The organism is Amycolatopsis decaplanina DSM 44594 (assembly GCF_000342005.1).
GTDB lineage: Bacteria > Actinomycetota > Actinomycetes > Mycobacteriales > Pseudonocardiaceae > Amycolatopsis > Amycolatopsis decaplanina.
Genome location: NZ_AOHO01000063.1, coordinates 171,642 through 193,319, shown reverse-complemented (window position 1 = coordinate 193,319; position 21,678 = coordinate 171,642). Strand labels below are relative to the sequence as shown.

Annotated in this window: 22 protein-coding genes; 11 read left to right on the top strand and 11 right to left on the bottom strand. The window is 67.5% G+C overall.

Going from position 1 to position 21,678, the window contains the following annotated elements; translation table 11 throughout:
• Positions 1 to 2: 2 nt before the first annotated feature.
• The gene (locus H074_RS22595) at positions 3 to 1,337 is read right to left on the bottom strand and encodes a 3-oxoacyl-ACP reductase (protein WP_039923151.1); all 1,335 of its coding nucleotides are present in this window, start codon (positions 1,335 to 1,337) and stop codon (positions 3 to 5) included.
• Positions 1,338 to 1,469: 132 nt separating this feature from the next.
• Here H074_RS22595 and H074_RS22590 point away from each other — a divergent pair, with 132 nt between their 5' ends.
• The 4 genes from H074_RS22590 (at position 1,470) to H074_RS22575 (ending at position 5,052) form a co-directional block, all read left to right on the top strand.
• Entirely contained in the window at positions 1,470 to 2,759 is a 1,290-nt protein-coding gene (locus H074_RS22590; protein ID WP_007032382.1) for an acetyl-CoA C-acetyltransferase, read from the top strand.
• 68 nt (positions 2,760 to 2,827) lie between these two features.
• A complete protein-coding gene (locus H074_RS22585; protein WP_007032381.1) occupies positions 2,828 to 3,781 on the top strand; it encodes a daunorubicin resistance protein DrrA family ABC transporter ATP-binding protein in 954 nt (317 codons plus the stop codon).
• Positions 3,778 to 4,581 (top strand): ABC transporter permease, encoded by an 804-nt coding sequence (locus H074_RS22580; RefSeq protein ID WP_007032380.1) that lies wholly within the window; start codon positions 3,778 to 3,780, stop codon positions 4,579 to 4,581. The genes H074_RS22585 and H074_RS22580 overlap by 4 nt, the downstream gene beginning before the upstream one ends.
• Positions 4,582 to 4,680: 99 nt before the next feature.
• A complete protein-coding gene (locus tag H074_RS22575; protein WP_007032379.1) occupies positions 4,681 to 5,052 on the top strand; it encodes a YciI family protein in 372 nt (123 codons plus the stop codon).
• 66 nt (positions 5,053 to 5,118) lie between these two features.
• Here H074_RS22575 and H074_RS22570 read toward each other — a convergent pair whose 3' ends face one another.
• On the bottom strand, positions 5,119 to 5,625 hold the full coding sequence (locus H074_RS22570; protein ID WP_007032378.1) for a DoxX family membrane protein: 507 nt from the start codon (positions 5,623 to 5,625) through the stop codon (positions 5,119 to 5,121).
• A 130-nt stretch (positions 5,626 to 5,755) separates the two neighbouring features.
• The gene (locus H074_RS22565; RefSeq protein WP_007032377.1) at positions 5,756 to 6,787 is read right to left on the bottom strand and encodes a glycerophosphodiester phosphodiesterase family protein; all 1,032 of its coding nucleotides are present in this window, start codon (positions 6,785 to 6,787) and stop codon (positions 5,756 to 5,758) included.
• A 71-nt stretch (positions 6,788 to 6,858) separates the two neighbouring features.
• Between H074_RS22565 and H074_RS22560 the strand changes: the two genes are divergently transcribed.
• From H074_RS22560 to H074_RS22550, 5 genes are all read left to right on the top strand, one after another.
• Complete coding sequence (locus H074_RS22560; RefSeq protein WP_039923206.1) at positions 6,859 to 7,620, top strand: MerR family transcriptional regulator; 762 nt, start codon at positions 6,859 to 6,861, stop codon at positions 7,618 to 7,620.
• A 189-nt stretch (positions 7,621 to 7,809) separates the two neighbouring features.
• On the top strand, positions 7,810 to 9,000 hold the full coding sequence (locus H074_RS22555; RefSeq protein WP_007032375.1) for an ATP-binding protein: 1,191 nt from the start codon (positions 7,810 to 7,812) through the stop codon (positions 8,998 to 9,000).
• Between the two features lie 68 nt (positions 9,001 to 9,068).
• The gene (locus tag H074_RS42100) at positions 9,069 to 9,197 is read left to right on the top strand and encodes a hypothetical protein (protein WP_268744772.1); all 129 of its coding nucleotides are present in this window, start codon (positions 9,069 to 9,071) and stop codon (positions 9,195 to 9,197) included.
• 171 nt (positions 9,198 to 9,368) lie between these two features.
• Entirely contained in the window at positions 9,369 to 9,518 is a 150-nt protein-coding gene (locus tag H074_RS41080) for a hypothetical protein (protein WP_007032374.1), read from the top strand.
• Between the two features lie 234 nt (positions 9,519 to 9,752).
• Positions 9,753 to 10,676, top strand: a complete 924-nt coding sequence (locus H074_RS22550) for a bifunctional helix-turn-helix transcriptional regulator/GNAT family N-acetyltransferase (protein WP_007032373.1) — start codon at positions 9,753 to 9,755, stop codon at positions 10,674 to 10,676.
• 75 nt (positions 10,677 to 10,751) lie between these two features.
• Here the strand turns inward: H074_RS22550 and mctP are convergent, their stop codons facing one another.
• Complete coding sequence (gene mctP, locus H074_RS22545; RefSeq protein WP_007032372.1) at positions 10,752 to 12,395, bottom strand: monocarboxylate uptake permease MctP; 1,644 nt, start codon at positions 12,393 to 12,395, stop codon at positions 10,752 to 10,754.
• Positions 12,392 to 12,670 (bottom strand): DUF3311 domain-containing protein, encoded by a 279-nt coding sequence (locus H074_RS22540; RefSeq protein ID WP_039923150.1) that lies wholly within the window; start codon positions 12,668 to 12,670, stop codon positions 12,392 to 12,394. The genes mctP and H074_RS22540 overlap by 4 nt, the downstream gene beginning before the upstream one ends.
• A gap of 204 nt (positions 12,671 to 12,874) precedes the next feature.
• On the opposite strand from H074_RS22540, the gene H074_RS22535 reads away from it, so the two are divergent.
• Both H074_RS22535 and H074_RS22530 read left to right on the top strand, forming a co-directional pair.
• Positions 12,875 to 14,491 (top strand): alpha/beta hydrolase, encoded by a 1,617-nt coding sequence (locus H074_RS22535; protein WP_007032370.1) that lies wholly within the window; start codon positions 12,875 to 12,877, stop codon positions 14,489 to 14,491.
• Between the two features lie 298 nt (positions 14,492 to 14,789).
• Positions 14,790 to 15,065, top strand: coding sequence for a helix-turn-helix domain-containing protein (locus H074_RS22530; RefSeq protein ID WP_007032369.1), 276 nt, complete (start codon positions 14,790 to 14,792; stop codon positions 15,063 to 15,065).
• Here the strand turns inward: H074_RS22530 and H074_RS22525 are convergent.
• The 6 genes from H074_RS22525 to H074_RS22500 all read right to left on the bottom strand — a co-directional run bounded on the left by H074_RS22525 (position 15,062) and on the right by H074_RS22500 (position 21,645).
• Positions 15,062 to 15,637 (bottom strand): EndoU domain-containing protein, encoded by a 576-nt coding sequence (locus H074_RS22525; protein WP_007032368.1) that lies wholly within the window; start codon positions 15,635 to 15,637, stop codon positions 15,062 to 15,064. The two genes, H074_RS22530 and H074_RS22525, sit on opposite strands and share 4 nt — an antisense overlap.
• Before the next feature lie 76 nt (positions 15,638 to 15,713).
• Complete coding sequence (locus H074_RS22520) at positions 15,714 to 16,964, bottom strand: DUF6297 family protein (protein ID WP_007032367.1); 1,251 nt, start codon at positions 16,962 to 16,964, stop codon at positions 15,714 to 15,716.
• Complete coding sequence (locus H074_RS22515) at positions 16,955 to 17,560, bottom strand: ABC transporter ATP-binding protein (RefSeq protein WP_007032366.1); 606 nt, start codon at positions 17,558 to 17,560, stop codon at positions 16,955 to 16,957. Before H074_RS22515 ends, H074_RS22520 begins: the two co-directional genes overlap by 10 nt.
• A complete protein-coding gene (locus tag H074_RS22510; protein ID WP_007032365.1) occupies positions 17,557 to 18,429 on the bottom strand; it encodes an LLM class F420-dependent oxidoreductase in 873 nt (290 codons plus the stop codon). Before H074_RS22510 ends, H074_RS22515 begins: the two co-directional genes overlap by 4 nt.
• A gap of 252 nt (positions 18,430 to 18,681) precedes the next feature.
• Positions 18,682 to 20,514 carry a phosphoenolpyruvate carboxykinase (GTP) gene (locus H074_RS22505; RefSeq protein WP_007032364.1) on the bottom strand — a complete coding sequence of 611 codons (1,833 nt, stop codon included), beginning with the start codon at positions 20,512 to 20,514 and terminating at the stop codon, positions 18,682 to 18,684.
• A 411-nt stretch (positions 20,515 to 20,925) separates the two neighbouring features.
• The gene (locus tag H074_RS22500; protein WP_007032363.1) at positions 20,926 to 21,645 is read right to left on the bottom strand and encodes a DUF6802 family protein; all 720 of its coding nucleotides are present in this window, start codon (positions 21,643 to 21,645) and stop codon (positions 20,926 to 20,928) included.
• Positions 21,646 to 21,678: the final 33 nt, after the last annotated feature.

Here is a 21,678-nt window from a genome sequence, read left to right as displayed (position 1 = left end):
GCTCACGCCCCCAGCAGTGCCTGGCCGCAGACGCGGACCACGTTGCCGTTGACCGCGGCCGAAGCCGGGTTCGCGTACCAGGCGATCGTCTCGGCCACGTCGACCGGGAGCCCGCCCTGGCCGAGGCTGGACAGCCGCCGCCCGGCCTCGCGGATGAACAGCGGCACGGCGGCGGTCATCTTGGTCTCGATGAAGCCGGGCGCGACGGCGTTGATCGTGCCGCCGTACTCGGCGAGCTTCGGGGCGCCGTCGTTCACCATGCCGATGACGCCCGCCTTGCTGGTGGCGTAGTTGGTCTGGCCGACGTTGCCCGCGATGCCCGCGATCGACGAGACGCCGATGATCCGGCCGTTCTCGCGCAGCACCTTGTCCGCCAGCAGCTTCTCGTTCACCGCGAGCTGCGAGGCGAGGTTGACCGCGATGACCGAGTCCCAGCCGCCTTCGGTCATGTTGCCCAGCGTCTTGTCCCGCGTGATGCCCGCGTTGTGCACGACGATGTCGACGCCGCCGTGGCGCGTGGTGAGGTACTCGGCGAGCTTCTCCGGCGCGTCGGCGGCGGTGATGTCGAGCTGCAGCGCCGAGCCGCCGACCTTGTTGGCCACCTTCGACAGATCCGCGCCCTGCGCGGGGATGTCGAGCGCGACGACGTGGGCGCCGTCGCGGCCGAGCACCTCGGCGATGGCGGCACCGATACCGCGGGAGGCGCCGGTGACCAGGGCGACCTTGCCGTCCAGGGGCTTCGCCCAGTCGGCGGGCGCCGTGGCGGTCTTGGTCTCGGTGCCGACGCGGATGACCTGTGCGTCGACGAAGGCGGACTTCGACGACAGCAGGAAGCGGAGCGTGGACTCAGTAGCCTCTTCGGCTCCTTCAGCGACGTACACGAGCTGAGCGGTCGCGCCGCGCTTCAGTTCCTTACCGACGGAGCGGACGAAGCCTTCGAGCGCGCGCTGCGCGATCCGCTCGTGCCCTTCGGCCAGCTCCGGCGGCGTCCCGAGGACGACGACGCGGCCCGACGGCCCGACGCTCCGGATCACCGGATGGAAGAAGTCGTAGACCTCGCGAAGCTGCTTCGGGTCCTTCACACCTGTCGCGTCGAAGACGAGCGCGGCGTGTTTACCGGCGGGGGTGGACACCACGTCGATGTCCGCGCGGTGCAGCTGCGCCTCGATCACCTTTTCGAGGCGGCCGCCCGGCGCGGCGCCGAGAAGTGCGGGACCCTCGAGAGCGGGCTGGCCGGGCTTGTACCGGCGGAGCGTCGCGGGGTTCGGCAGGCCGAGCTTCGGCACCACGAATTTCCCCACGGGGGATTTCGTGAACTGCTGGTACCTGTCAGCCATGGGTAGTGCCTCCCTGAGCAGTTTGCGTCTCGGCGCTGATGGGCTCTCGGCGGAGAAGCGTGCCTCGAACCACATTCTAACCTACTCGCTAGTAGGTTACAGTGTGAGAGAGCCTACGGAGGAGTGGAAAAAATGGCCACGAAAAGGACGGCACCCGTGCGCAAGGTCGCGATCATCGGCGGCAACCGGATCCCCTTCGCCCGCTCGAACGGCCCGTACGCGAAAGCGTCGAACCAGGACATGTTCACGGCCGCCCTCGACGGCCTGGTCAGCCGCTTCTCCCTGCAGGACGAGGTGATCGGCGAGGTCGCCGCCGGCGCGGTGCTCAAGCACGCGCGGGACTTCAACCTCGCCCGCGAAAGCGTCCTCGGCAGCAGGCTGAACCCCGCCACCCCGGCCTCCGACGTGCAGATGGCCTGCGGCACCGGTCTGCAGGCGATCATCAACGTCGCCAACAAGATCGCGCTCGGCCAGATCGACTCGGCCATCGCGGGCGGCGTCGACACCACGTCCGACGCGCCGCTGGCGGTCAACGACGACCTGCGCCAGATCCTCGTGCGGCTCAATGCCGCGAAGACGCTTCCCGAACGGTTGAAGCTCGCCGCGAAGCTGCGCCCCGGCCACATCGTCCCCGAGATCCCGCGCAACTCCGAGCCGCGCACCGGGCTGTCCATGGGTGAGCACGCCGCGCTGACCGCGAAGGTCTGGGAGATCACCCGCGAGGCACAGGACGAACTCGCCGCCACCAGCCACCAGCGTCTCGGCGCCGCGTACGACAAGGGCTTCTTCGACGACCTGGTGACGCCGTACCTCAAGCTCACCCGTGACCAGAACCTGCGGCCGGACTCCAGCGTGGAGAAGCTCGCGAAGCTGAAGCCCGCCTTCGGTGGTCCCGAAGGCACGATGACCGCGGGCAACTCGACGCCGCTGTCCGACGGCGCGTCGACGGTCCTGCTCGCGAGCGAGCAGTGGGCGAAGGCCCGGAAGCTGCCGGTGCTGGCGTATCTGACGTTCTCGCAGACCGCGGCCGTCGACTACGTCCACGGCGACGAAGGCCTGCTGATGGCACCCGCGTACGCCGTCCCGCAGATGCTCACGCGCGCCGGACTCACCTTGCAGGACTTCGACTTCTACGAGATCCACGAGGCCTTCGCCTCGCAGGTCCTCGCCACCCTCAAGGCGTGGGAGGACCCGGCGTTCGCCAAGGAGAAGCTGGGCCTCGACGAGCCCCTCGGCTCCATCGATCGGGCGAAGCTGAACGTCAACGGCTCGTCGCTGGCGGCCGGGCACCCGTTCGCCGCGACCGGCGGCCGTATCGTCGCCACCCTCGCGAAGCTGTTGAACGAGAAGGGATCCGGCCGCGGACTCATCTCGATCTGCGCCGCGGGCGGCCAGGGCGTCACCGCGATCCTCGAGAAGTAGGTCGATCGCTTGCGGGCGGATCCGGGAAAACCGGTGCCTTTGTCGGTGCCGGGGTCTAGTTTGACCGCATGCTCGCAGTTCAGGCGAAAGCGCTGGTCAAAACCTACGGGTCCACCCGGGCGCTCGACGGGGTCGATCTGTCGATCCCGACGGGCGAGGTGCTGGGCCTGCTCGGGCCGAACGGCGCCGGAAAGACGACGACGGTCCGCATCCTGACCACACTGCTCCGCCCGGATTCGGGCGAGGCGGAGGTGGCCGGGCACGACGTGCTGACCCAGCCCGACGCCGTCCGGCGGGCGATCGGGCTGTCCGGGCAGTACGCCGCCGTGGACGAGAACCTCACCGGGTTCGAGAACCTGTACATGGTCGGCAGGCTGTACGGAAGCAAGAAGGCCGCGGCGAAGTCCAGGGCGCGTGAACTGCTCGCCCGGTTCCGGCTGGAAGACGCGGCGGACCGCCCCGCCAAGACGTACTCCGGCGGTATGCGGCGACGGCTCGACCTCGCGGGGGCGCTGGTCGCCGAGCCGACCGTGGTGATCCTCGACGAACCGACCACCGGGCTCGACCCGCGCGGCCGGATCGACACCTGGGAGGTCATCAAGGAACTCGTCGCGGACGGCACCACGGTCCTGCTGACCACGCAGTACCTGGAGGAGGCCGATCAGCTCGCCGACTCGATCGTGGTGATCGACAAGGGAAAGGTCATCGCGCGCGGCACCGCCGACGAACTCAAGCAGGAGATCGGCGGCGAGCGGCTGGAACTCGTCGTGGCGAACACGAGCGATCTCGCCATCACCACCCAGGTGCTGACCGAAGTCGGCTCGGGCACACCGTCGGTCGACGAACACACCCGCAAGGTCGACGTCCTGGTCGAGGGCGGGCCGAAGGCGCTGATCGAGGCACTGCGGCGGCTGGACGCGCAGGACGTCGCCGTCCAGGACGTCGCGCTGCACCGGCCGACGCTCGACGACGTCTTCCTTTCGCTGACAGGGCACGCCACGGACGAGGAGGAAAAGAAGTGAGCGCGGTCGCGAAGGCCTTTTCCGACGGTGGCGTGATCACCTGGCGGAACCTGAAGAACGTCCAGCGCAACCCGGACTGGCTGATGGCGGCGACGTTGCAGCCGATCATGTTCGTGCTGCTGTTCGCGTACGTCTTCGGCGACGCGATCGGCGGGGAAGCGGGAGGGCTCGCGTATCGCGAGTTCCTGATCGCGGGCATCTTCGCGCAGACGGTCGCGTTCAACTCGGCGTTCACCGTGATCGGGTTCGCGAACGACCTGCAGAAGGGCATCATCGACAGGTTCCGCTCGCTGCCGATCTCCCGGCTCGCGGTGATCTTCGGCCGGACGACGTCCGACCTGGTGATCAGCGTGGTCGCGCTGGTCGTCATGTCGCTGTGCGGGCTGCTCGTCGGCTGGCGGATCCGCGGCAGCTTCCTGGACGCGGTGCTCGGCTACCTGGTGATGCTGATGTTCGCCTGGGCGCTGTCCTGGGTCGGCGCGTGGATCGGGCTCGTCGCGCGCAGTGTCGAGGTGGCGCAGAGCGCCGGGTTGATGTGGATGTTCCCGTTGAGCTTCATCTCGACGGCGTTCGTCCCGGCGGACAAGCTGCCGGGGGTGCTGAAGGCGATCGCCGACTGGAACCCGTTCACCGCGGTGATCAACTCCGCCCGTGACCTGTTCGGGAACCGGTTCGGCGCGGCACCGACGGGCTGGCCTGCCGAGCACGCGTCGCTGTACGCGATCCTGTGCTGCGTCGCGATCATCGCGATCTTCGCGCCGCTCGCGACGGCCCGGTACAAGAAGGTCGCGAGCCGCTGAGAATTTTTTCCGTGCGAAATGTCGAACCGCCGTCGAGCCGCTCGACGCGCTGGTGAAGGCGGGGTAGAAACAGCCGCGCCAAGACACTGAGGAGCAACGATGCGGTTTCTGATGATGCACCGGCTGGACGAGAGCGCCCCGGAGGCCTGGAACCCCAGCAAGGAGTTCATCGAGCGGATGGGCGCCTTCGTCGAGGACTCCTTCAAGAAGGGCATCCTCATCACGGCGGAGGGCGTGCACCCTTCCGAGCGGGGCGCGAAGGTCCGCAAGGCACGCGGCGGCAAGATCACCGCGACCGACGGCCCGTTCACCGAGGCCAAGGAGGTCATCGGCGGGTTCGCGCTGATCAACGCGAAGGATCTGGCGGAGGCCGTCGCCTTCGCGGAGACCTATGCGGCGCTGTTCGACGAGATCGAGGTCGAGGTCCGCACGGTGGTCGAGATGGAGGACATCGAGGCCTTCACCTCATGACCCACGCAATTGGTCACCTACTTGCGGCCTCTTCCCGGCGCAAGTAGGTGACTGATTGCGGGTGTTCTACTTCGTGATGGCTTTCTCGGCCTTCTTCGCCAGCTTCTCGGCGCGCTTCTCCGTCTTCGACGCGGCGCGGCGGGCACGCCAGCCGAGCGACGGCTTGCCGGCGGTGTCGGCGGCGGCCAGCAACAGGCCACCGGCGAGGCCGGCGTTCTTGATGAACTGGATCTGCTGTTGTTGACGCTCGGCCGGTTCCTTGATCTCCCAGAATCGGTGTGCGGCCAGCGTGGTCGGGACGAGACTGCCGAGCAGCAGCAGCGAAGCCAGGCGCGGCGCCTTGCCCGCGGCGAGCGCGACCCCGGCGCCGACCTTCACCGCGGCGTCGATCCGGACGAGGGTGGCGGGGTCACGCGCCACCGACTCCGGCACCACACCCTCCAGCTTGTCGAAGGACTCGGTGAGGAACGGCTCCGCGGCTTTGGCGTGCCCCTGGGTGTCCTTCAGCGCGCCGATCCCACCCGAGATGAAGATCGCGGCGAGGAGCGGACGTGCGACGCGACGGAGAATCACGGTCGTAACCTTTCTGGATCCGGACCCGGGAAACAAACCTATCCCCAGTCTTCCCGCCCGCCACTCCGCCGAACCGCGCTAGCGGTATATCGCGCAATATTTCTCTGACGCTAGACGGGGCTAGATTCCGCTAGCGGGCTCGATACGCCTTGGGCAGCTTGAAGCCACGGTCGGCCGCGACCTCGCGCAGACGGTCCGGATAGTCGGTGATGATGCCGTCGACGCCGTCGTCGATGAGCTTGTGCATGGTGGCCGGGTCGTCGATCGTCCAGGGCACGACCTTGATCCCCGCGCGATGCGCCTCCGTGACCAGCGCCTTCGTCGTGAACGGCCGGTAGCCGGGGTCGCCGACCTTGCCGCCCTGTGGGTTGCCGTGCACCGGCGAGAGCGCGCTCGCGCCGAACGACTTGACCGCGCGAACGGGACTGCCGCCGAAGTCGTCGATGTCGAGCCCGCCGAGCCACGGTGACTTGCCCGGCTGCCCGGCCTGCAGGAACTCGGGCTGGGTCAGCGCGACCGTCGGGATCCACGGTGCGACCTCGCGCAGCAGCATCAGCGCGCCCCAGTCGAAGCTCTGGACAGTGACGTTGCGCGCGAACCCGCCGCGCAGGATCTCGTGGACCGCCCGCTGGACGAACTGCTCACGCGGCGCCGTCTCGTGCGGCGCGGCGGCCTCGACCTTCGTCTCGATGTTGAACTTGACGCCCCACGCGCGGTGGTCCCTGGCGAGCTGGAACAACTCGGCGAGCGTCGGCATCTTGGCGCCGGGCGAGAGCGTCTGGCCGGGGTGCGCGGACTGCCGGATCGAACCGCAGTCGAGCGTGCGTACCTGCGCGAACGTCAGGTCCTTCACGTATTTGCCGACGTACGGGTATGCCGGGTCGCCGGCCGTCGCGGGCGCGGTGTCGCGGCACTTCGCGGGCGTCGTCTTGCGGTCGTGGGTGATCACCTCGCGACCGTCCTTGGTGATCTGGAGGTCGAGTTCGAGTGTGGTCACCCCCAGCTCCATCGCCTTGCCGAACGACGCGAGCGTGCTCTCGACCGTGAGGCCGAGCCCACCGCGGTGGGCCTGGATGTCGAAGGCGCGACGCGGATGCGCGTCGGCGACCCCGGCCGTCGACAGGGTCAGCGCAGCGGCCATGACCAGCGCGAATGTCTTCATGGGCGAACCATGCCACGGACGGGTGAACTTCGTTTGACTTTGACGCAACGTCAACCTCTACCTTCGTGGACATGCCGAACGAGAAGGAGTGGTCGATCCAGGACATCGCCCGCTCGGCGGGGACCACGAGCCGCACGCTGCGCCACTACGGCGACATCGGGCTGCTCGAACCGAGCCGGGTGGGGAGCAACGGATACCGCTACTACGACCAGGTCGCGCTGGTGCGGCTGCAACGCATCCTGCTGCTTCGCGAACTCGGGCTGAGCCTGCCCGCGATCGGCGAAGTGCTCGAAGGGGAGCAGGACACGACGGCGGCGCTGCGCACGCACCTGAAGTGGCTGGAGCAGGAGCGACAGCGGCTCGGACGGCAGATCGAATCGGTCAGGACGACCTTGAAGAAGACGGAAAGAGGTGAACAACTGATGGCAACGGAAGTATTCGACGGCTTCGACCACACGAAGTACGAGAAGGAGGTCACCGAACGCTGGGGTGCCGACGCCTACGAACAGGGCGACCGGTGGTGGAAGTCGCTGAGCGCCGAGGACAAGAAGGCGCACCAGCAGGAACAGAAGGACATCGCCGCCGCTTTCGGTGAGGCACGGGCCCAGGGTCTGCCCGCGGACGGTGAGGAGGCTCAGGCGATCACGCGGCGGCTGTACGAATGGCTGCGGCCGGCCGTGCGGGCCGTCTCGAAGGGCTACTTCGCCGGTCTCGGGCAGCTGTACGTCGACGACCCGCGCTACGGGCAGTACGACGAGAAGCACGGCGCCGGCACGGCGGAATACATCCGTGACGCGATGGCGGTCTACGCCGAGCGGAACCTGCGCGAGTAAGAACGAGGGATGGGGCTGCAGACCCATCCCTCGGCTGAACCGCGAGGTCTCCCCAGGGGCGCCACTGTTCGCCAAGGTGAGAGCGAACCGGAGCAGCGCCTCTTCGGCGCTTTTCCGTCAGCGCGACACGCCATAGGCAAATATCACCGAATATCGGGTCCACGCTAGAAACGCCGATAGCGTGTGAGAGTGGATCCCATCCGCAACCCCTTCGCCCCGGGCGCCGGTCAACGGCCGCCCGAGCTGGCAGGTCGCGTGCGCGAGCTCCAGGCCTTCGAGGTGGTGCTCGAACGGGTCGCGCGCGGGAGACCCGAACGCAGCCTGATGCTGACCGGCCTGCGTGGTGTGGGGAAGACCGTGCTGCTGGGCGAACTGCGCTCGAGGGCCATCAAGCACGGCTGGGGCGCGGGCAAGATCGAGGCCCGCCCGGACACCGAACTCAGGCGGCCGCTCTCGGCCGCGTTGCACCGCGCGATCCGCGACCTCGCCGTGCGCCATCGCGCGCCGGACCGGGTCGAGCAAGTGCTCGGCGTGCTCAAGGCGTTCGCGCTGCGCGCCAACAAACCGGACGCGAAGCTCCGTGACCGCTGGCAGCCCGGCATCGACGTGCCCGCCGCGCAGGGCCGCGCCGATTCGGGCGACATCGAGATCGACCTGGTCGAGCTGTTCACCGAGGTCGCCGAGCTGGCGGCCGACGTCGGCACCGGGGTCGCGCTGTTGATCGACGAGATCCAGGATCTGCTGCCGGAGGACGTTTCCGCGCTCTGCGCCGCCTGTCACGAACTCTCTCAGTCCGGGGCGCCGCTGGTCGTTGTGGGCGCGGGGCTGCCGCACGTGCCCGCCGTCCTTTCGGCGTCGAAGTCGTACTCCGAACGCCTCTTCCGCTACGCGCGCATCGACAGGCTGGAACGCGAGGACGCCGACCTCGCGGTCATGGCGCCCATCGAACGCGAGGACGCGGGCATCGAACCGGAGGCGCTGGACGCCCTGTTCGACGCGTCCGGCGGCTATCCGTACTTCATCCAGGCCTACGGCAAGGCCGCCTGGGACGCCGCGCCGGCGGATCCCATCACCGTGAAGGACGTCCAGGTCGCCGCCCCGGAGGCCGAATCGGAACTCGCGGTCGGTTTCTTCGGCTCCCGCTACGAGCGCGCGACACCCGCCGAACGCGAGTACCTGCTCGCGATGGCGGAGCTGACCCAGGGGCGGGACGAGTCCGCCGGAACCGCCGACGTGGCCGTCTACCTGGGGCGGAAGCCTTCGTCGCTGTCACCGGCACGGGACAGCCTGATGAAGAAGGGCCTGGTGTACTCCGCCGAGCGCGGGCACATCGCCTTCACCGTCCCGCACTTCGGCCACTACCTGCTCGGCCGGGACTAAGCCTCTCTTCGGCTTTATCGCATCAAAACTAGAAAGCCCTAGAGAAGACTACGAGAGCCACAGGGTTCATGGTCCACGCCCAGGGCCCCATCACGACGCCGTCGGCACTGGCGAATCTCCTGCGCACCGACGAAGACAGCGTCCTCGATTCGAAGGTGATCTACGCCTTCGGACGGAAGCCCGGCGCGCGCCGTTAGCAAAACGTGACCGGCACCACCAAATCTCTCCGGATTTTCGTCCTCGTTGCCGATGATTCATCGGCAGGTGTGCCAAGTCACCGGATAATCGTTGGATTCCTTGTGAAAAAGGGTGCATACTAGAAGCACAGCCACCGAGACACAAGACCCTCAAGGGGATGACTTAAACCGATGAACAACATCGCCGCCAAGCTCCGTGCCCGTCGCGCCGAGGCTCGCACTCGCCGGGCCCTGAACCGGGCGATCGACACCGCGGCCACCGCGACCGTTCGTCAGGAGCTCATCGCTATCTCTCAGGCGCGTCACACGCACATGCGCTGACCCGACGACAACCGTTGTAGGTGTCACCCATTCGAGTGACCTACGACACATAGTGCGAGGGATGTAACGCCGTGGAACGCGGCGTCGATACCCACTACGACCCCGTGATGCTGGCGGACCCCCGACCTGGCAGCATCACGGGGTTTCCATATGTCCAGACCCGAAAGATTTCTTGCCTTCACCGCTTCGCGGAGTAACACTTGACCTAGTCAACGAATCTGTTGAGGTGGTCAAATGAATCGGTCCGCGGACCGGGTGGCGACCGTGAGGGCCTTCAACCGCCTGTACACCGGCGTGATCGGCGTCCTCGACGAAGGACCGGCCGACGCCGAGTACTCCCTGAGCGAAGCTCGGGTCATCTTCGAACTCGCGCAGCAGGATCCGACCCAGGTCACCGACCTGCGCAAACGTCTCGACCTCGACGCCGGGTACGCGAGCAGGCTGCTCGCGAGGCTCGAGGGGCGTGGCCTTCTCACGCGCGAGCGCAGTGACGAGGACGCCCGTCGTCAGATCGTCCGGCTGACCGAGAACGGCCGCGAGGCCTTCGCCGTCCTCGACGAAAGATCGGTGGGCCGGATCGGCTCGCTGCTCGGCCGGTTCGGCGACGACGAGCAGGAGCGGCTGCTCGGCGCCATGGACACGATCACCTCGCTGGTCGGCGAGCGCGCCTCGGACCCCACGCTGGTCCTGCGCCCACCCCGGCCGGGCGACTTCGGCTGGGTGGTCCACCGTCACGGCGCCCTCTACTCCCGCGAGTACAGCTGGGACGAACGCTTCGAAGCGCTCGTCGCCCGTGTCGTCGCGGAGTACGTCGACAGGCGCGGCGACCCGCGCCAAGCGGGCTGGATCGCCGAACTCGACGGGGAGCGCGTCGGCAGCATCTTCTGCACGCCCGGCGAAGACGGCACCACGGCGAAGCTGCGGATGCTGCTCCTCGAACCGGCCGCGCGGGGGCGTGGCGTCGGGAAACGCCTGGTCACCGAATGCGTCGAGTTCGCGAAGGTGTCCGGCTACACGGCGATGGAGCTCTGGACGGTCTCGCTGCTGGACGCGGCGAGGGCGATCTATCAGAAGGCCGGTTTCCGGCTGGTGAGCGAAGAGACGATCGCGGGCTTCGGTTACGAGCTGACCGGGCAGACTTGGCGGTTGGAGCTGTGACGTCTGCCTGGTGGCGACCGCGGCGACAAGAAGGGCCGCGTCCCGGCAGGACGCGGCCCTTTCCGACACAAACGACTAGTGGACGCCGATTTCGCGGAGATCCTTGTCGTGCTCGTCGGCGTGGTAGTCCTCGGCCTCGGTGTCGTCCGTGCCGTTGAAGACCTTCAGCTGCCGCGCGATCACCGTGAAGATCACGGCGATCAGCAGGTTCGCGATCAGCGCCACGAACCCGACGTAGATCTGCACCGGCGAACCGCTGAACGGGTGCCAGCCGAGGATCGACAGGTCACCGAGCTTCAGTGCCGAGCCACCGAAGTGCGCCTTGCCGGTCGCCGGGTTCGGGATGTTGTAGAGCATGATCAGGCCCCAGCCGATGCCGACCGCCCAGCCGGCGATCAGGCCCCAGCGGTGGAACCACCGCGTGTAGAGCGAGATCGCGACCGCGGGCAACGTCTGCAGGATCAGCACGCCGCCGATGAGCTGCAGGTCGATCGAGAACTGCGGGTCGATGAACAGGATGAACGCCACCGCGCCGAACTTCACGATCAGCGAAGCGAGCTTGGCCTGCTTCGCCTCCTGGCCCGGCGTCGCGTCCTTCTTGATGTACTCCTTGTAGATGTTGCGGGTCCACAGGTTGGCCGCCGCGATCGACATGATCGCCGCGGGCACCAGCGCGCCGATGCCGATCGCGGCGAACGCGATCCCGGCGAACCACGACGAGAACTGCGAGTCGAACAGCACCGGGACGACGGTGTTCGTGTCGGGCTTCCCGGTCGCGTTGTTCTTGATCGGCGAGACCGAGGCGCTGATCGCGACGTAGCCGAGCAGCGCCAGCAGGCCCAGCACCAGCGAGTACGCCGGCAGCGCGACCATGTTCCGCTTGATCACGCTGCGGCCGCGCGAAGCGAGCACGCTGGTGAGCGAGTGCGGGTACAGGAACAGCGCCAGCGCCGAACCGAGCGCCAGCGTGGCGTACTGCAACTGGTTGTTGGCGTTGAGCAGGATGCCGTCCGCCGGGGACGGCGTCTTGTCGAACTTCGCGTCGGCCGCGTCGAAGATGGCCGACCAGCCGCCGAGCTTCGAGGGCAGGTAGATGATCGCCACGATGATCACCAGGTAGATCAGGATGTCCTTGACGAACGCGATCAGGGCGGGCGCGCGAAGGCCGGACTGGTAGGTGTAGACCGCCAGGATGACGAAGGCGACCAGCAGCGGCAGGTGCCCGACGATGCCGGAGCCGTTGATGCCCATGGTCCGCAAGACCGCCTCGAGGCCGACGAGCTGCAGCGCGATGTACGGCATCGTCGCGATGATGCCGGTGATCGCGATCAGCAGCGCCAGCGTCGGCGAACCGAAGCGGCCTCGGACGAAGTCGGCGGGCGTGACGTAGCCGCGGACGCGCGAGACCGACCACATGCGCAACGCCGGCATCAACACGATCGGGTAGACGATGATCGTGTACGGCAGCGCGAACAGGCCCATCGCGCCGGCGCTGAACATCAGCGCGGGGACGGCCACGAACGTGTAAGCCGTGTAGAGGTCACCGCCGAGCAGGAACCAGGTGATCCACGAACCGAACTTGCGGCCGCCGAGGCCCCATTCGTCCAGGTGGTCGAGGGTGTTGCCGGCCTTCCAGCGCGACGCGACGAAGCCGAGCACGGTGACCACCGCGAAGAGGATCGTGAAGATGATCAGCTCTGGCCATTGGATGTCGGTCACTTGACGTCCCCCTCGTCGAGCTCGTCCACGGACAGCCGGTCGGGACGCTCAGTGGTCGGCTTGTCCTTGGTCATCACGTAGACGATCCAGGTGCACAGGACGCCGACCGCCACGAACACGAATTGGAACCAGTAGAAGAACGGCATCCCGAACAGCCGAGGACCGTCCGAATTGAACAAGGACGTGATCAGCACCAGCATCGGGATGATCAACAGGAGGTTCCATGGGCTGAACTGAAAGCCCCTCACCTTCCCGTCTGCCTTACCTGACGCCATCGGACCTCACCTAACATTCCCGTAACCGGCGGATGGTCCCGATGACCCTAGAACTTCTCCCCCACCTGGGTCACGCATGCCGGATATCGATTTGATCAGCGCCGCCCCATACGACGAAGGGCGGTTGCCGTCCCGGTCCCCGCCGGATATCAATAGCCGCAGTCGCGAACAGGAACTTCGCACGCAAGATCAAAGGGGCATCGGATGAAGAAACTCCGCTATGCGGTGGTGATCCCGGCTGTCGCCGGCACCATGCTGGCCGGGTTCACGCCTGCGTTAGCAGGACCGGAGGCTGCCCAGCAGCAGCCGCTGAACTCCACCAACATTCCGGCGAAGTACGCGGATCAGAAGCTGGACTGGCACAAGTGCACCGCCGGCGAACTGCCGTCCGCGCCGCCTCCGGGGGCCGAGAACATCGAATGCGCGACCTACCGCGCGCCCCGTAACTGGTACAAGACGAACGAGGCCATCGACCTGACGATCGCCGTCAGCCGCCTCGCCGCCACCAGCGGCAACGCGACGGCCAGCGTCATCACGAACCCGGGTGGCCCCGGCGCTCCGGGCCGTAACTTCCCGGCCCGTCTGCGTAACCAGACGAAGCTGCGCGCGAACCAGGAGATCATCGGTCTCGACCCGCGCGGCACCGGCAAGAGCACCAACATCACCTGCGGCAACGCGATCGGCACCGGCTCCGACCTGGACCCGCGCGACCGCAGCCGGGCGAATCTCAACCTGATCCTGGACGCCACCAAGTACGCGGCGGACTCCTGCCAGGTGAAGTCCGGCGAGCTGGGCCCGCTCATCAACACCGCCCAGACCATCCGCGACATCGACCTGCTGCGCGTCCTCCTCGGCCGCGACAAGATCAACTGGGTCGGCTACTCGGCGGGCACCTGGATGGGCGCGCACTACGCGCAGGAGTTCCCCACCCGGACCGGCCGGTTCCTGCTCGACTCCTCGACCGAGTTCACCACCACCTGGCAGAACTCGTTCGACTGGCAGCCGCTCGGCTTCGAGCGCCGCTGGCGTCAGGACTTCCTGCCGTGGATCGGCAAGTACGACAAGGTCTACGGCTTCGGCAAGACCGGTGAAGCCGCGCGCCAGACCTACGAGAAGGTCCGCTTCGCGCTGACGCAGAACCCGGTCGAGGTGGACGGCGTCCCGGTTTCGGCCAACGCCCTCGACTCGACCATCGCTTCGTACCTCTACTCGAAGCGCAACTTCACGGCGCTGGCCGACTACCTGGTCAACCTGAAGACGCTGACCGAGGGCACCTCGTCGCAGCAGCAGAAGGCCTCGGCCGCGCAGAAGGTCAAGGCCGAGACGGTGGACGGTGACGGCGTCATCGGCCCGCAGCCGCTGTTCGTCCCGAGCGACGGTGACTCCTACAACGCCAGCTTCTGGTCCATCCCCTGCAACGAGGGTAAGTGGACCGGCAACCGCCAGAGCGTCATCCGTCAGTCGCAGAAGCTGATCGACCGCGATCTGCCGCTGCTCGGCGCCGGCTGGCTGATCCAGCCGTGCATCTTCTGGAAGAACAAGCCCGCCGACCTGCCGAAGCTCGACGGCCAGGGCGTCCCGCCGGTGCTGATCGTCCAGTCGGTGCACGACCCCGCGACCCCGATCGAGGGCGCGACCCGTGCGCACCGCGCGTTCGCCAACTCCCGGATGATCACGGTGACCGGTGAAGGCGACCACGGCATCTACGCCGGCGGCAACGTGGGTGTGGACAAGGTCGTGGAGGACTTCCTCGTCGACGGCAAGGTGCCGAACGACCAGAGTCTCCCCGGACTCCCACTTCCGGTGCCCGCGGGCGCCTGAAGCCACTAGGGATTGTGGCCCCGTCGAGTTCCGGCTCGGCGGGGCCCTTTCTTTGGCGGTCCACAGACCTGTGCACAGAGTTGTCCACAGGCTGGGGGTAACTCGGCGGGGACAACTCGGTCGCCGGCGTGTGTCTGGACGGAAGTCGCGTGACTGAAGGCGGATCTCGCGTGCTTCCAGCCGGATCTCGCGTATCCGGCCCCGATCACGCGTGTTCCGCCTTCAGTCACGCGTGTTCGGCGCCTGGGCACCCGAATCCCGGCTCACGACCGGCCAGACCGGTATTAGTATCGGCACTATGGTGCGAGTGCCGTTGACGGACGAGGAACGCGAACGCGGCGAGCGGCTGGGGTTGGCGCTCCGGGACGCGCGCGCGTCGTCGTCGCGGAGCATGGTCGAGGTCGCGGCGGAGGCCGGGATCTCGGTGGAGACGCTCCGGAAGATCGAGACCGGACGGATCCCGACGCCCGCCTTCTTCACCGTGATGGCGATCGCGGACGCCATCGGGCTCCCGCTGGACGCGCTGCGAGCCGCCGCCGAGGGCGGCGCCGAAGAGGTCGCCGAAGCGAGTTAGGGGCGCAGGACGGCCAGGGCGTGGGCCCGGTCGTTCAGGTAGAGGAAGCCGTCGATCGGCAGATCGAAGCTGTTCAGCAGGCTTTCCAAGGTGGCGTATTCGTCCACTCCGAGCCGCAGGTCCTCGTTCATCGCGTGGGCGACGAGGACATCGGCCAGTTCTTCCCACTCACCCGACCAGTGCAGCGTGCGGTAGAAGGCCAGGACGTCCGGCGCGACCCGGGCGGAGATCTGGTCGAGCAGGCTGTCGCCGAAGAAGCTGATCCGGCCGGCGGCGAGATCGGCGACGGTCGGGTTCGCCGGGTCGGCGGCGGTGTCGGGATTGCGGACCACGCCGGGGCCCGCCACCGGATAGCCCGTCTTGACGTCGCCGTTGTCCTCGACCAGCACGATCAGGTGCACGCCGTACCGTTCGCCGGCGCACCGCCAGCGGCCGTTGTGCAGTCTGACGCGGGGTTCGCTCGGATCGTTCGCGACATCCTTGATCACCGCGATGATCTGCTCGTCGGTCCAGCCCGCGGGGAACTCGCTGGTCGCCCGCCGTCCCTTTCCCGGTGCGTGCCCGCCGCCCACTCGTGCTCCTTTCGTCGCATCGAGGGTAACCCGCGTTCGGAGTATCCGAATGATCCGAACGCGGGAACGGGTGACCTCAGGTGATCACGCTGAGCAAGACCGCGCCGACGGCGAGCACGTCGACGCCTCGCAAGGCCTGCAGCCCGGCGGCCCCGCCACCGACGTCGTAGTTCATCGGCGGCCGGGTCGCCGTCCGCAACACGGCGACGACGGCGAGCGGGATCGCGAGCCATACCGGCCAGGCCGGGACCATCCCGAGCGTCAACGTCACCAGGCCGAGCGACAACCCCCAGCCGAGGCCGAGCAGGGCGATCACCAGGCCGTTGACCAGCCGCAACTCCCAGTCGGACGCGCCGAGCCACCGCCTGCGGCCGGGGTTGCGCCATAGTTCGCCGAGCCCGCCGGCGAACGGCACGAGCGCCGCGTACGCGCCGAGCGCGAACAGCGGCCCCACCGGGATGGCGGGGAAGGCCAGGTGCGCGACGCCTGCCAGGCACGCGATCACCACACTGGCCGCCGCGTAGCGCATCCGGCCGAGCACCCCGGCCCACGCGAGCCGCAGCGTCGTCGGACGCCGCAGCGACAGCCACGGCACCGGCTTCGATTCCGGGATCAGCAGCATGGGATCCATGAAGACCGCCGCCATCGCCCGCAGGAGCCGCGCGTTCCAGCCGTCGACGAGTTCCTGACGCCCGACCCCGGACATCGGTTCGCCGCCGAAGGCCACCGCGACCGCCACCACGAACAGCACGCCGGCCAGCACCTCGACGGCGATCGGGCCCCATCCCGCGGCGGCGATCGCCAGACCGGCCAGCGCGAGCACGACCGGCGCCGCCGTTTCCCCGCGGATCGCCGTCCGCCGCGCGGTGACGGCGGCCAGGACCGCCCCGGACGCGGTCAACGCCGACATCGCGATCCACACGTCCCCCGGCCCACCGCCGATCGCGGTGACCAGCGCCCCGGTGTAGCCGACCGCCAGGACCAGTCCGAGCCAGAGCGTCCACATCCGCTTCACGACGACACGGCGCCTGTCGACGCGGGCGAAGTCCATCCACGTCAACGCCGCCGGTTCGGCCCAGACGAAGCCGCGACGCAGAAGCCCGCGCCAGAACATCGCGCACAGCACGACCAGCAGGCCGAACACCGTCGGGAAATCCACAATAGACTGTCCGAAAAGGAATTCCCGGAGTTTCGGCAGGTTCTGGAAAGCGGTGAACAGCGCACCGAAACCGAACAGTGCCAGGAAGGTCTGGTAATCCCCGTTGAGCAGGCCGCCGAATCGCTGTCGCCCGGGCACATGCGTGGGGGCCTTCGTGGTCACCACCATTCGAGAGTGGAGTCGGCCGCTTCGAGCAGCGGGGGATGGTGCGTGGCCACGACGACGGCCGCCCCGGCATCGGTCGACCGCGCGATCAACGACGTCAGCCATTCCTTCCCGGCGACGTCGAGCGCCCGTTCGGGCTCGTCGAGCAGCAGGACGTCGTGCGGTCGCGCGGTCGCTCCGAGGAGCAACAGACGACGGCGTTGCCCGGCCGAGAACTTGCCCGCGGTGACCTTCGCGCGTTCGGAAAGCCCCGCGTCCGAAAGGAGCGCGTCGAAATCGCCGAGATCGGCACCGAAAGAACCCTCCAGCAGTTCGAGATGCTGGAGCGGGGTCAGTTCGGCGAAGAAATCGGAATCGTCGAACAGCACGGAAACCTTGCGACGGAAGGAAACATCGCGTTCGTCGGGCTTTCCGCCCGCGACGACGACGCGCCCCCGCTGCGGGGTCTGCGTTCCGTACAGACACCGCAGCAGGGTCGATTTCCCGACCCCGTTGGGACCGACGATGACCGCGCATTCACCGGCCCCGACCTCGAAGTCGAGGCCGTCGAACAACCAGTGCTCCCCGGCCTGGACGCCGAGCCCGCGTACGTCGATCATTTGCCGCGCAGCGACTCGATCACCGGCGCGAGCGCGTCCATGTTGTGCTCCAGCACGGTGAAATAGGTGAAACCGAAACGCTCACGATGCGCCAGGATCTGTTCGGCGATCTGCTCGTGCGTGCCGACCAGAGCCGTCGGCAGTTCGGCGAGTTGTTCGATGGTCAACGCCCCGTCGAGCAGCTCTCGCAGGCTCTCCAAACCCTTTTCCCGGTCTTCGACCACCGCGACGAAATGCGAGAGGATATTGAATTCGGCGTCGCGTCCGTTCAGTTTCCCGCGGACGAAGTTCACCCGCTCCTCGATTCCGGCCGCGTCGTCGACAGCGAGGGCTCCGCCGTCAGGAACGGCCGCCGTGCCGGTGAAGCCGATGATGTCGGCGTGTTCGGCGGCGAGGCTGAGCAACCTGTCGCCCCGGCCGGCGATCATCAGCGGTGGGCCCGGTTTCTGCACCGTCGGCGGTTTGTGGTTCTCGTCGGCATAGAGCCGTTTGAGCTCTTTGATGGTGTTTTCGAGGTGGTCGACGCGTTTTCCGGCGCGGGGGAACTCCATGCCCGCCGCTTCGAATTCGGCTTTCACGTAACCGGCCCCCAGGCCGAGCTCCAGCCTGCCCTCGGTGAACTGGTCCGTTCCGGTGACGTCGCGGGCCAGCAGCACCGGGTTGTAGAAGGCGGTGTTGAGAACGAAGGTGTTGAGCCGAGGGCGGCTCGTCACCTCGGCGGCGAGCACGAGGGCCGGGAAGGGCGGTGCCATGCCGAGGTGGTCGGCCGCGCCGATCACGTCGAATCCGAGGTCCTCGGCCTTGCGACACTTTTCGACCCACGCCGCGCGGGTCTCCGGGACGACCATGTTGACGCCGAATTTGACCATGCGGCCACGGTACCGAGCGCGAAAGGAGAAGGCCTCATCCCCAGGAACGACACTGCGGATGAGGCCTTCTGGCCATACCCGAGCAATGCCACCAGCACCCAAGGGTCTCCCAAAGGGCGCTCTGCGCCCGACGGAGACTTCACCGCCGAGCGCCCTCTTTCGGGCCGAAGGCCCACGGAAACTCGATGAAGGGGCGCCTCTCGCACCCACCGTGAGGTGGAAGCGGAACGGCGCCCCTTCGGCGAGTTTGCGTCAGCGCTCGGCAGACAAACGCTGCTTCAGCGCGTCCAGCTCGTCACGCAGCGACGTCGGGACCTTGTCGCCGATCTTCTCGAACCACTCTTCGATGAGCGGCAGTTCCTGGCGCCACTCCTCGGCCGAGACGTCCAGCGCGGCCTGGATGTCGGCCAGCGGCTCCTTGAGGCCCTCGGTGTCGAGGTCCTCGGCGTTCGGCACGAAGCCGACCGGGGTCTCGTTCGCGTTGCCCTTGCCCTCGACGCGGTCGATGACCCACTTCAGGATCCGCGAGTTCTCGCCGAAGCCCGGCCACAGGAAGCGGCCGTCGTCGCCACGCCGGAACCAGTTGACGTAGAAGATCTTCGGCAGCTTGTTCGCGTCGGCGTTCTTGCCGAGGTCCAGCCAGTGCTTGAAGTAGTCACCGGCGTGGTAGCCGAGGAACGGCAGCATGGCCATCGGGTCGCGGCGCACGTTGCCGACCGCGCCGGCGGCGGCCGCGGTGGTCTCCGACGACATGGTGGCGCCCATGAACACGCCGTGCTGCCAGTCGCGGGCCTCGTTCACCAGCGGGACCGTGGTCTTGCGGCGGCCGCCGAACAGGATCGCCGAGATCGGCACGCCCTGCGGGTCGTCCCACTCGGGCGCGAGGATCGGGCACTGCGACATCGGCGTGCAGTAGCGCGAGTTCGGGTGCGCGGCCTTCTCTTCCGATTCCGGCGTCCAGTCCTGCTTCTTCCAGGAGGTGGCGTGCGCGGGCTTGTCGCCCATGCCCTCCCACCAGATGTCGCCGTCGTCGGTGAGCGCGACGTTCGTGTAGACCGTGTTGCCCTTTTCGATGGTGCGCATCGCGTTGGGGTTGGTGTGCCAGTCGGTGCCCGGCGCGACGCCGAAGAAGCCGAACTCGGGGTTCACCGCGTACAGGCGGCCGTCCTCGCCGAACCGCATCCACGCGATGTCGTCACCGAGGGTCTCGGCGCGCCAGCCCGGGATGGTCGGCTGCAGCATGGCGAGGTTGGTCTTGCCGCAGGCGCTCGGGAACGCCGCCGCGACGTAGTGGACCTTGTCCTCGGGCGAGATCAGCTTGAGGATCAGCATGTGCTCGGCCAGCCAGCCCTCGTCACGGGCGATGACCGAGCCGATGCGCAGCGAGTAGCACTTCTTGCCCAGCAGCGAGTTGCCGCCGTAACCGGAGCCGTAGCTCCAGATCTCACGGGTCTCGGGGAAGTGCGAGATGTACTTGGTGGTGTTGCACGGCCAGGAGACGTCCTCCTGACCCGGCTCCAGCGGAGCGCCGACCGAGTGCAGCGCGGGCACGAACGCGCGCTCGGTGCCGTCCTCGGTGATGAACTTGTCCAGCGCGGCCTTGCCGGCGCGGGTCATCACGCGCATGGAGGCGACGACGTAGGCGAAGTCGGTGATCTCGATGCCGAGCTTGGGGTCTTCGGCGCCGAGGGGGCCCATGCAGAAGGGGATCACGTACATCGTGCGACCGCGCATGCACCCGCGGTACAGCTCGGTCATCGTGGCCTTCATCTCGGCCGGGTCCATCCAGTTGTTGGTGGGACCGGCGTCCTCTTCGTTCTCCGAACAGATGAAGGTGCGCTCTTCGACGCGGGCGACGTCATTCGGGTCGGAAGCGGCCCAGTACGAGTTGGGCTTCGCGTCGAGCTGCACGAACGTGCCGGCGGAGACCAGTTCCGCGTTGATCCGGGCGGCCTCTTCGTCGGACCCGTCGACCCACACCACGCGGTCCGGAGTGGTCAGTTCGGCGACCTCCCGGACCCAGGACAGCACGCCACTGTGCGTCGTCGGCGCATTTTCCAGTCCTGGGATGGCGACTGCGGTCATCTCTACTCCTGACTTCCGACGCAAAGAGGGCCCACACCGGGAACGACGCTGTTCCGATGCGGCCCTCAAGCTCGCGAGACCGAATGGCTTCGCACACCGGCGGGAAGACCGGTGTGCGGGTTTTGGGATTCCCCGAGAGTAGCCGGATGACCGGCAGGTAACCGAGAGCTGACCTGTCGGTTCTCTCACAAGAACGATAAGGGAATCGATTCAGTATCACCGGAATGGGCCATACGCAGAAATTCTTCCGGTGATCGATGGCACAACGACGAGGTGCGCAAAGGGCGAATCGGACACGAGAAAGCCCGGTACGAGGTCTCGTACCGGGCTGTTCTGTGACCAGGATTACAGGAATCGGTCTTTCGAAATGGACTGAACCATTCTTCTATTGGTTTAGTCCATTTCGGGATTTCAGTTGGGGCTGATCCATTGGCCGGTGGCGGAATCGATCTTCGCCACACCTTCGAGTGTTTCGGTGCCCGCGCCACCCCAGGCCGCGTCGCCCGCCGGGTCACTCTCGGTCGCCGGAGCGCTCGCGAAGGCCGAGCCGATGTCGTTGTTGACCACGCCGCTGCCGGTCTCGGACCACTGGCCGGGCCCGGTGTGCTCGTAGGTCTTGGAGTTGCCGGAGGCGTCGGTCTCCACCGCGATGTCGGCGTTGCCGTCGCCGTCCTTGTCGGTGAAGGCGATCGTGCGACCGTCCTCCGTCTGCACGACTGCGGTGTCGGGGGTTCCGTCACCGTCGGTGTCGATGGTCGGCGGGCCGACCTCGACGTCGCCGCTGGGCATGTCGGCGTGCATGGTGCCGCTGGTGCCGGCGTCGGAGCCGTCGTCGTTGCCGCCGCCACCGGCTTCGACCCAGGAGCCGGACGCCTCGTCGTAGACGGCTTCCTGGACGACCTTGCCGTTCTCGTCGAGCACCGCGTACTGGTCGGCCTCGCCGTCGCCGTCGGTGTCGACGAACGCCTGACCGGTGCCGTCGTCGTGCTGGATGACCGCGGCGTCGTTCACGCCGTCCTTGTCGAGGTCGTAGTTGAGCTCGGCCTGGTACTCCTCGCCGTCAACGTGGACCGTGACCGCCTCCGTGGAGCCCGCCTCGGTGTCCGCGCCGCCGCTCTCGTCGACCCACATGGGATAACCCCCTCGTTGACCTGCTGGTGTGTC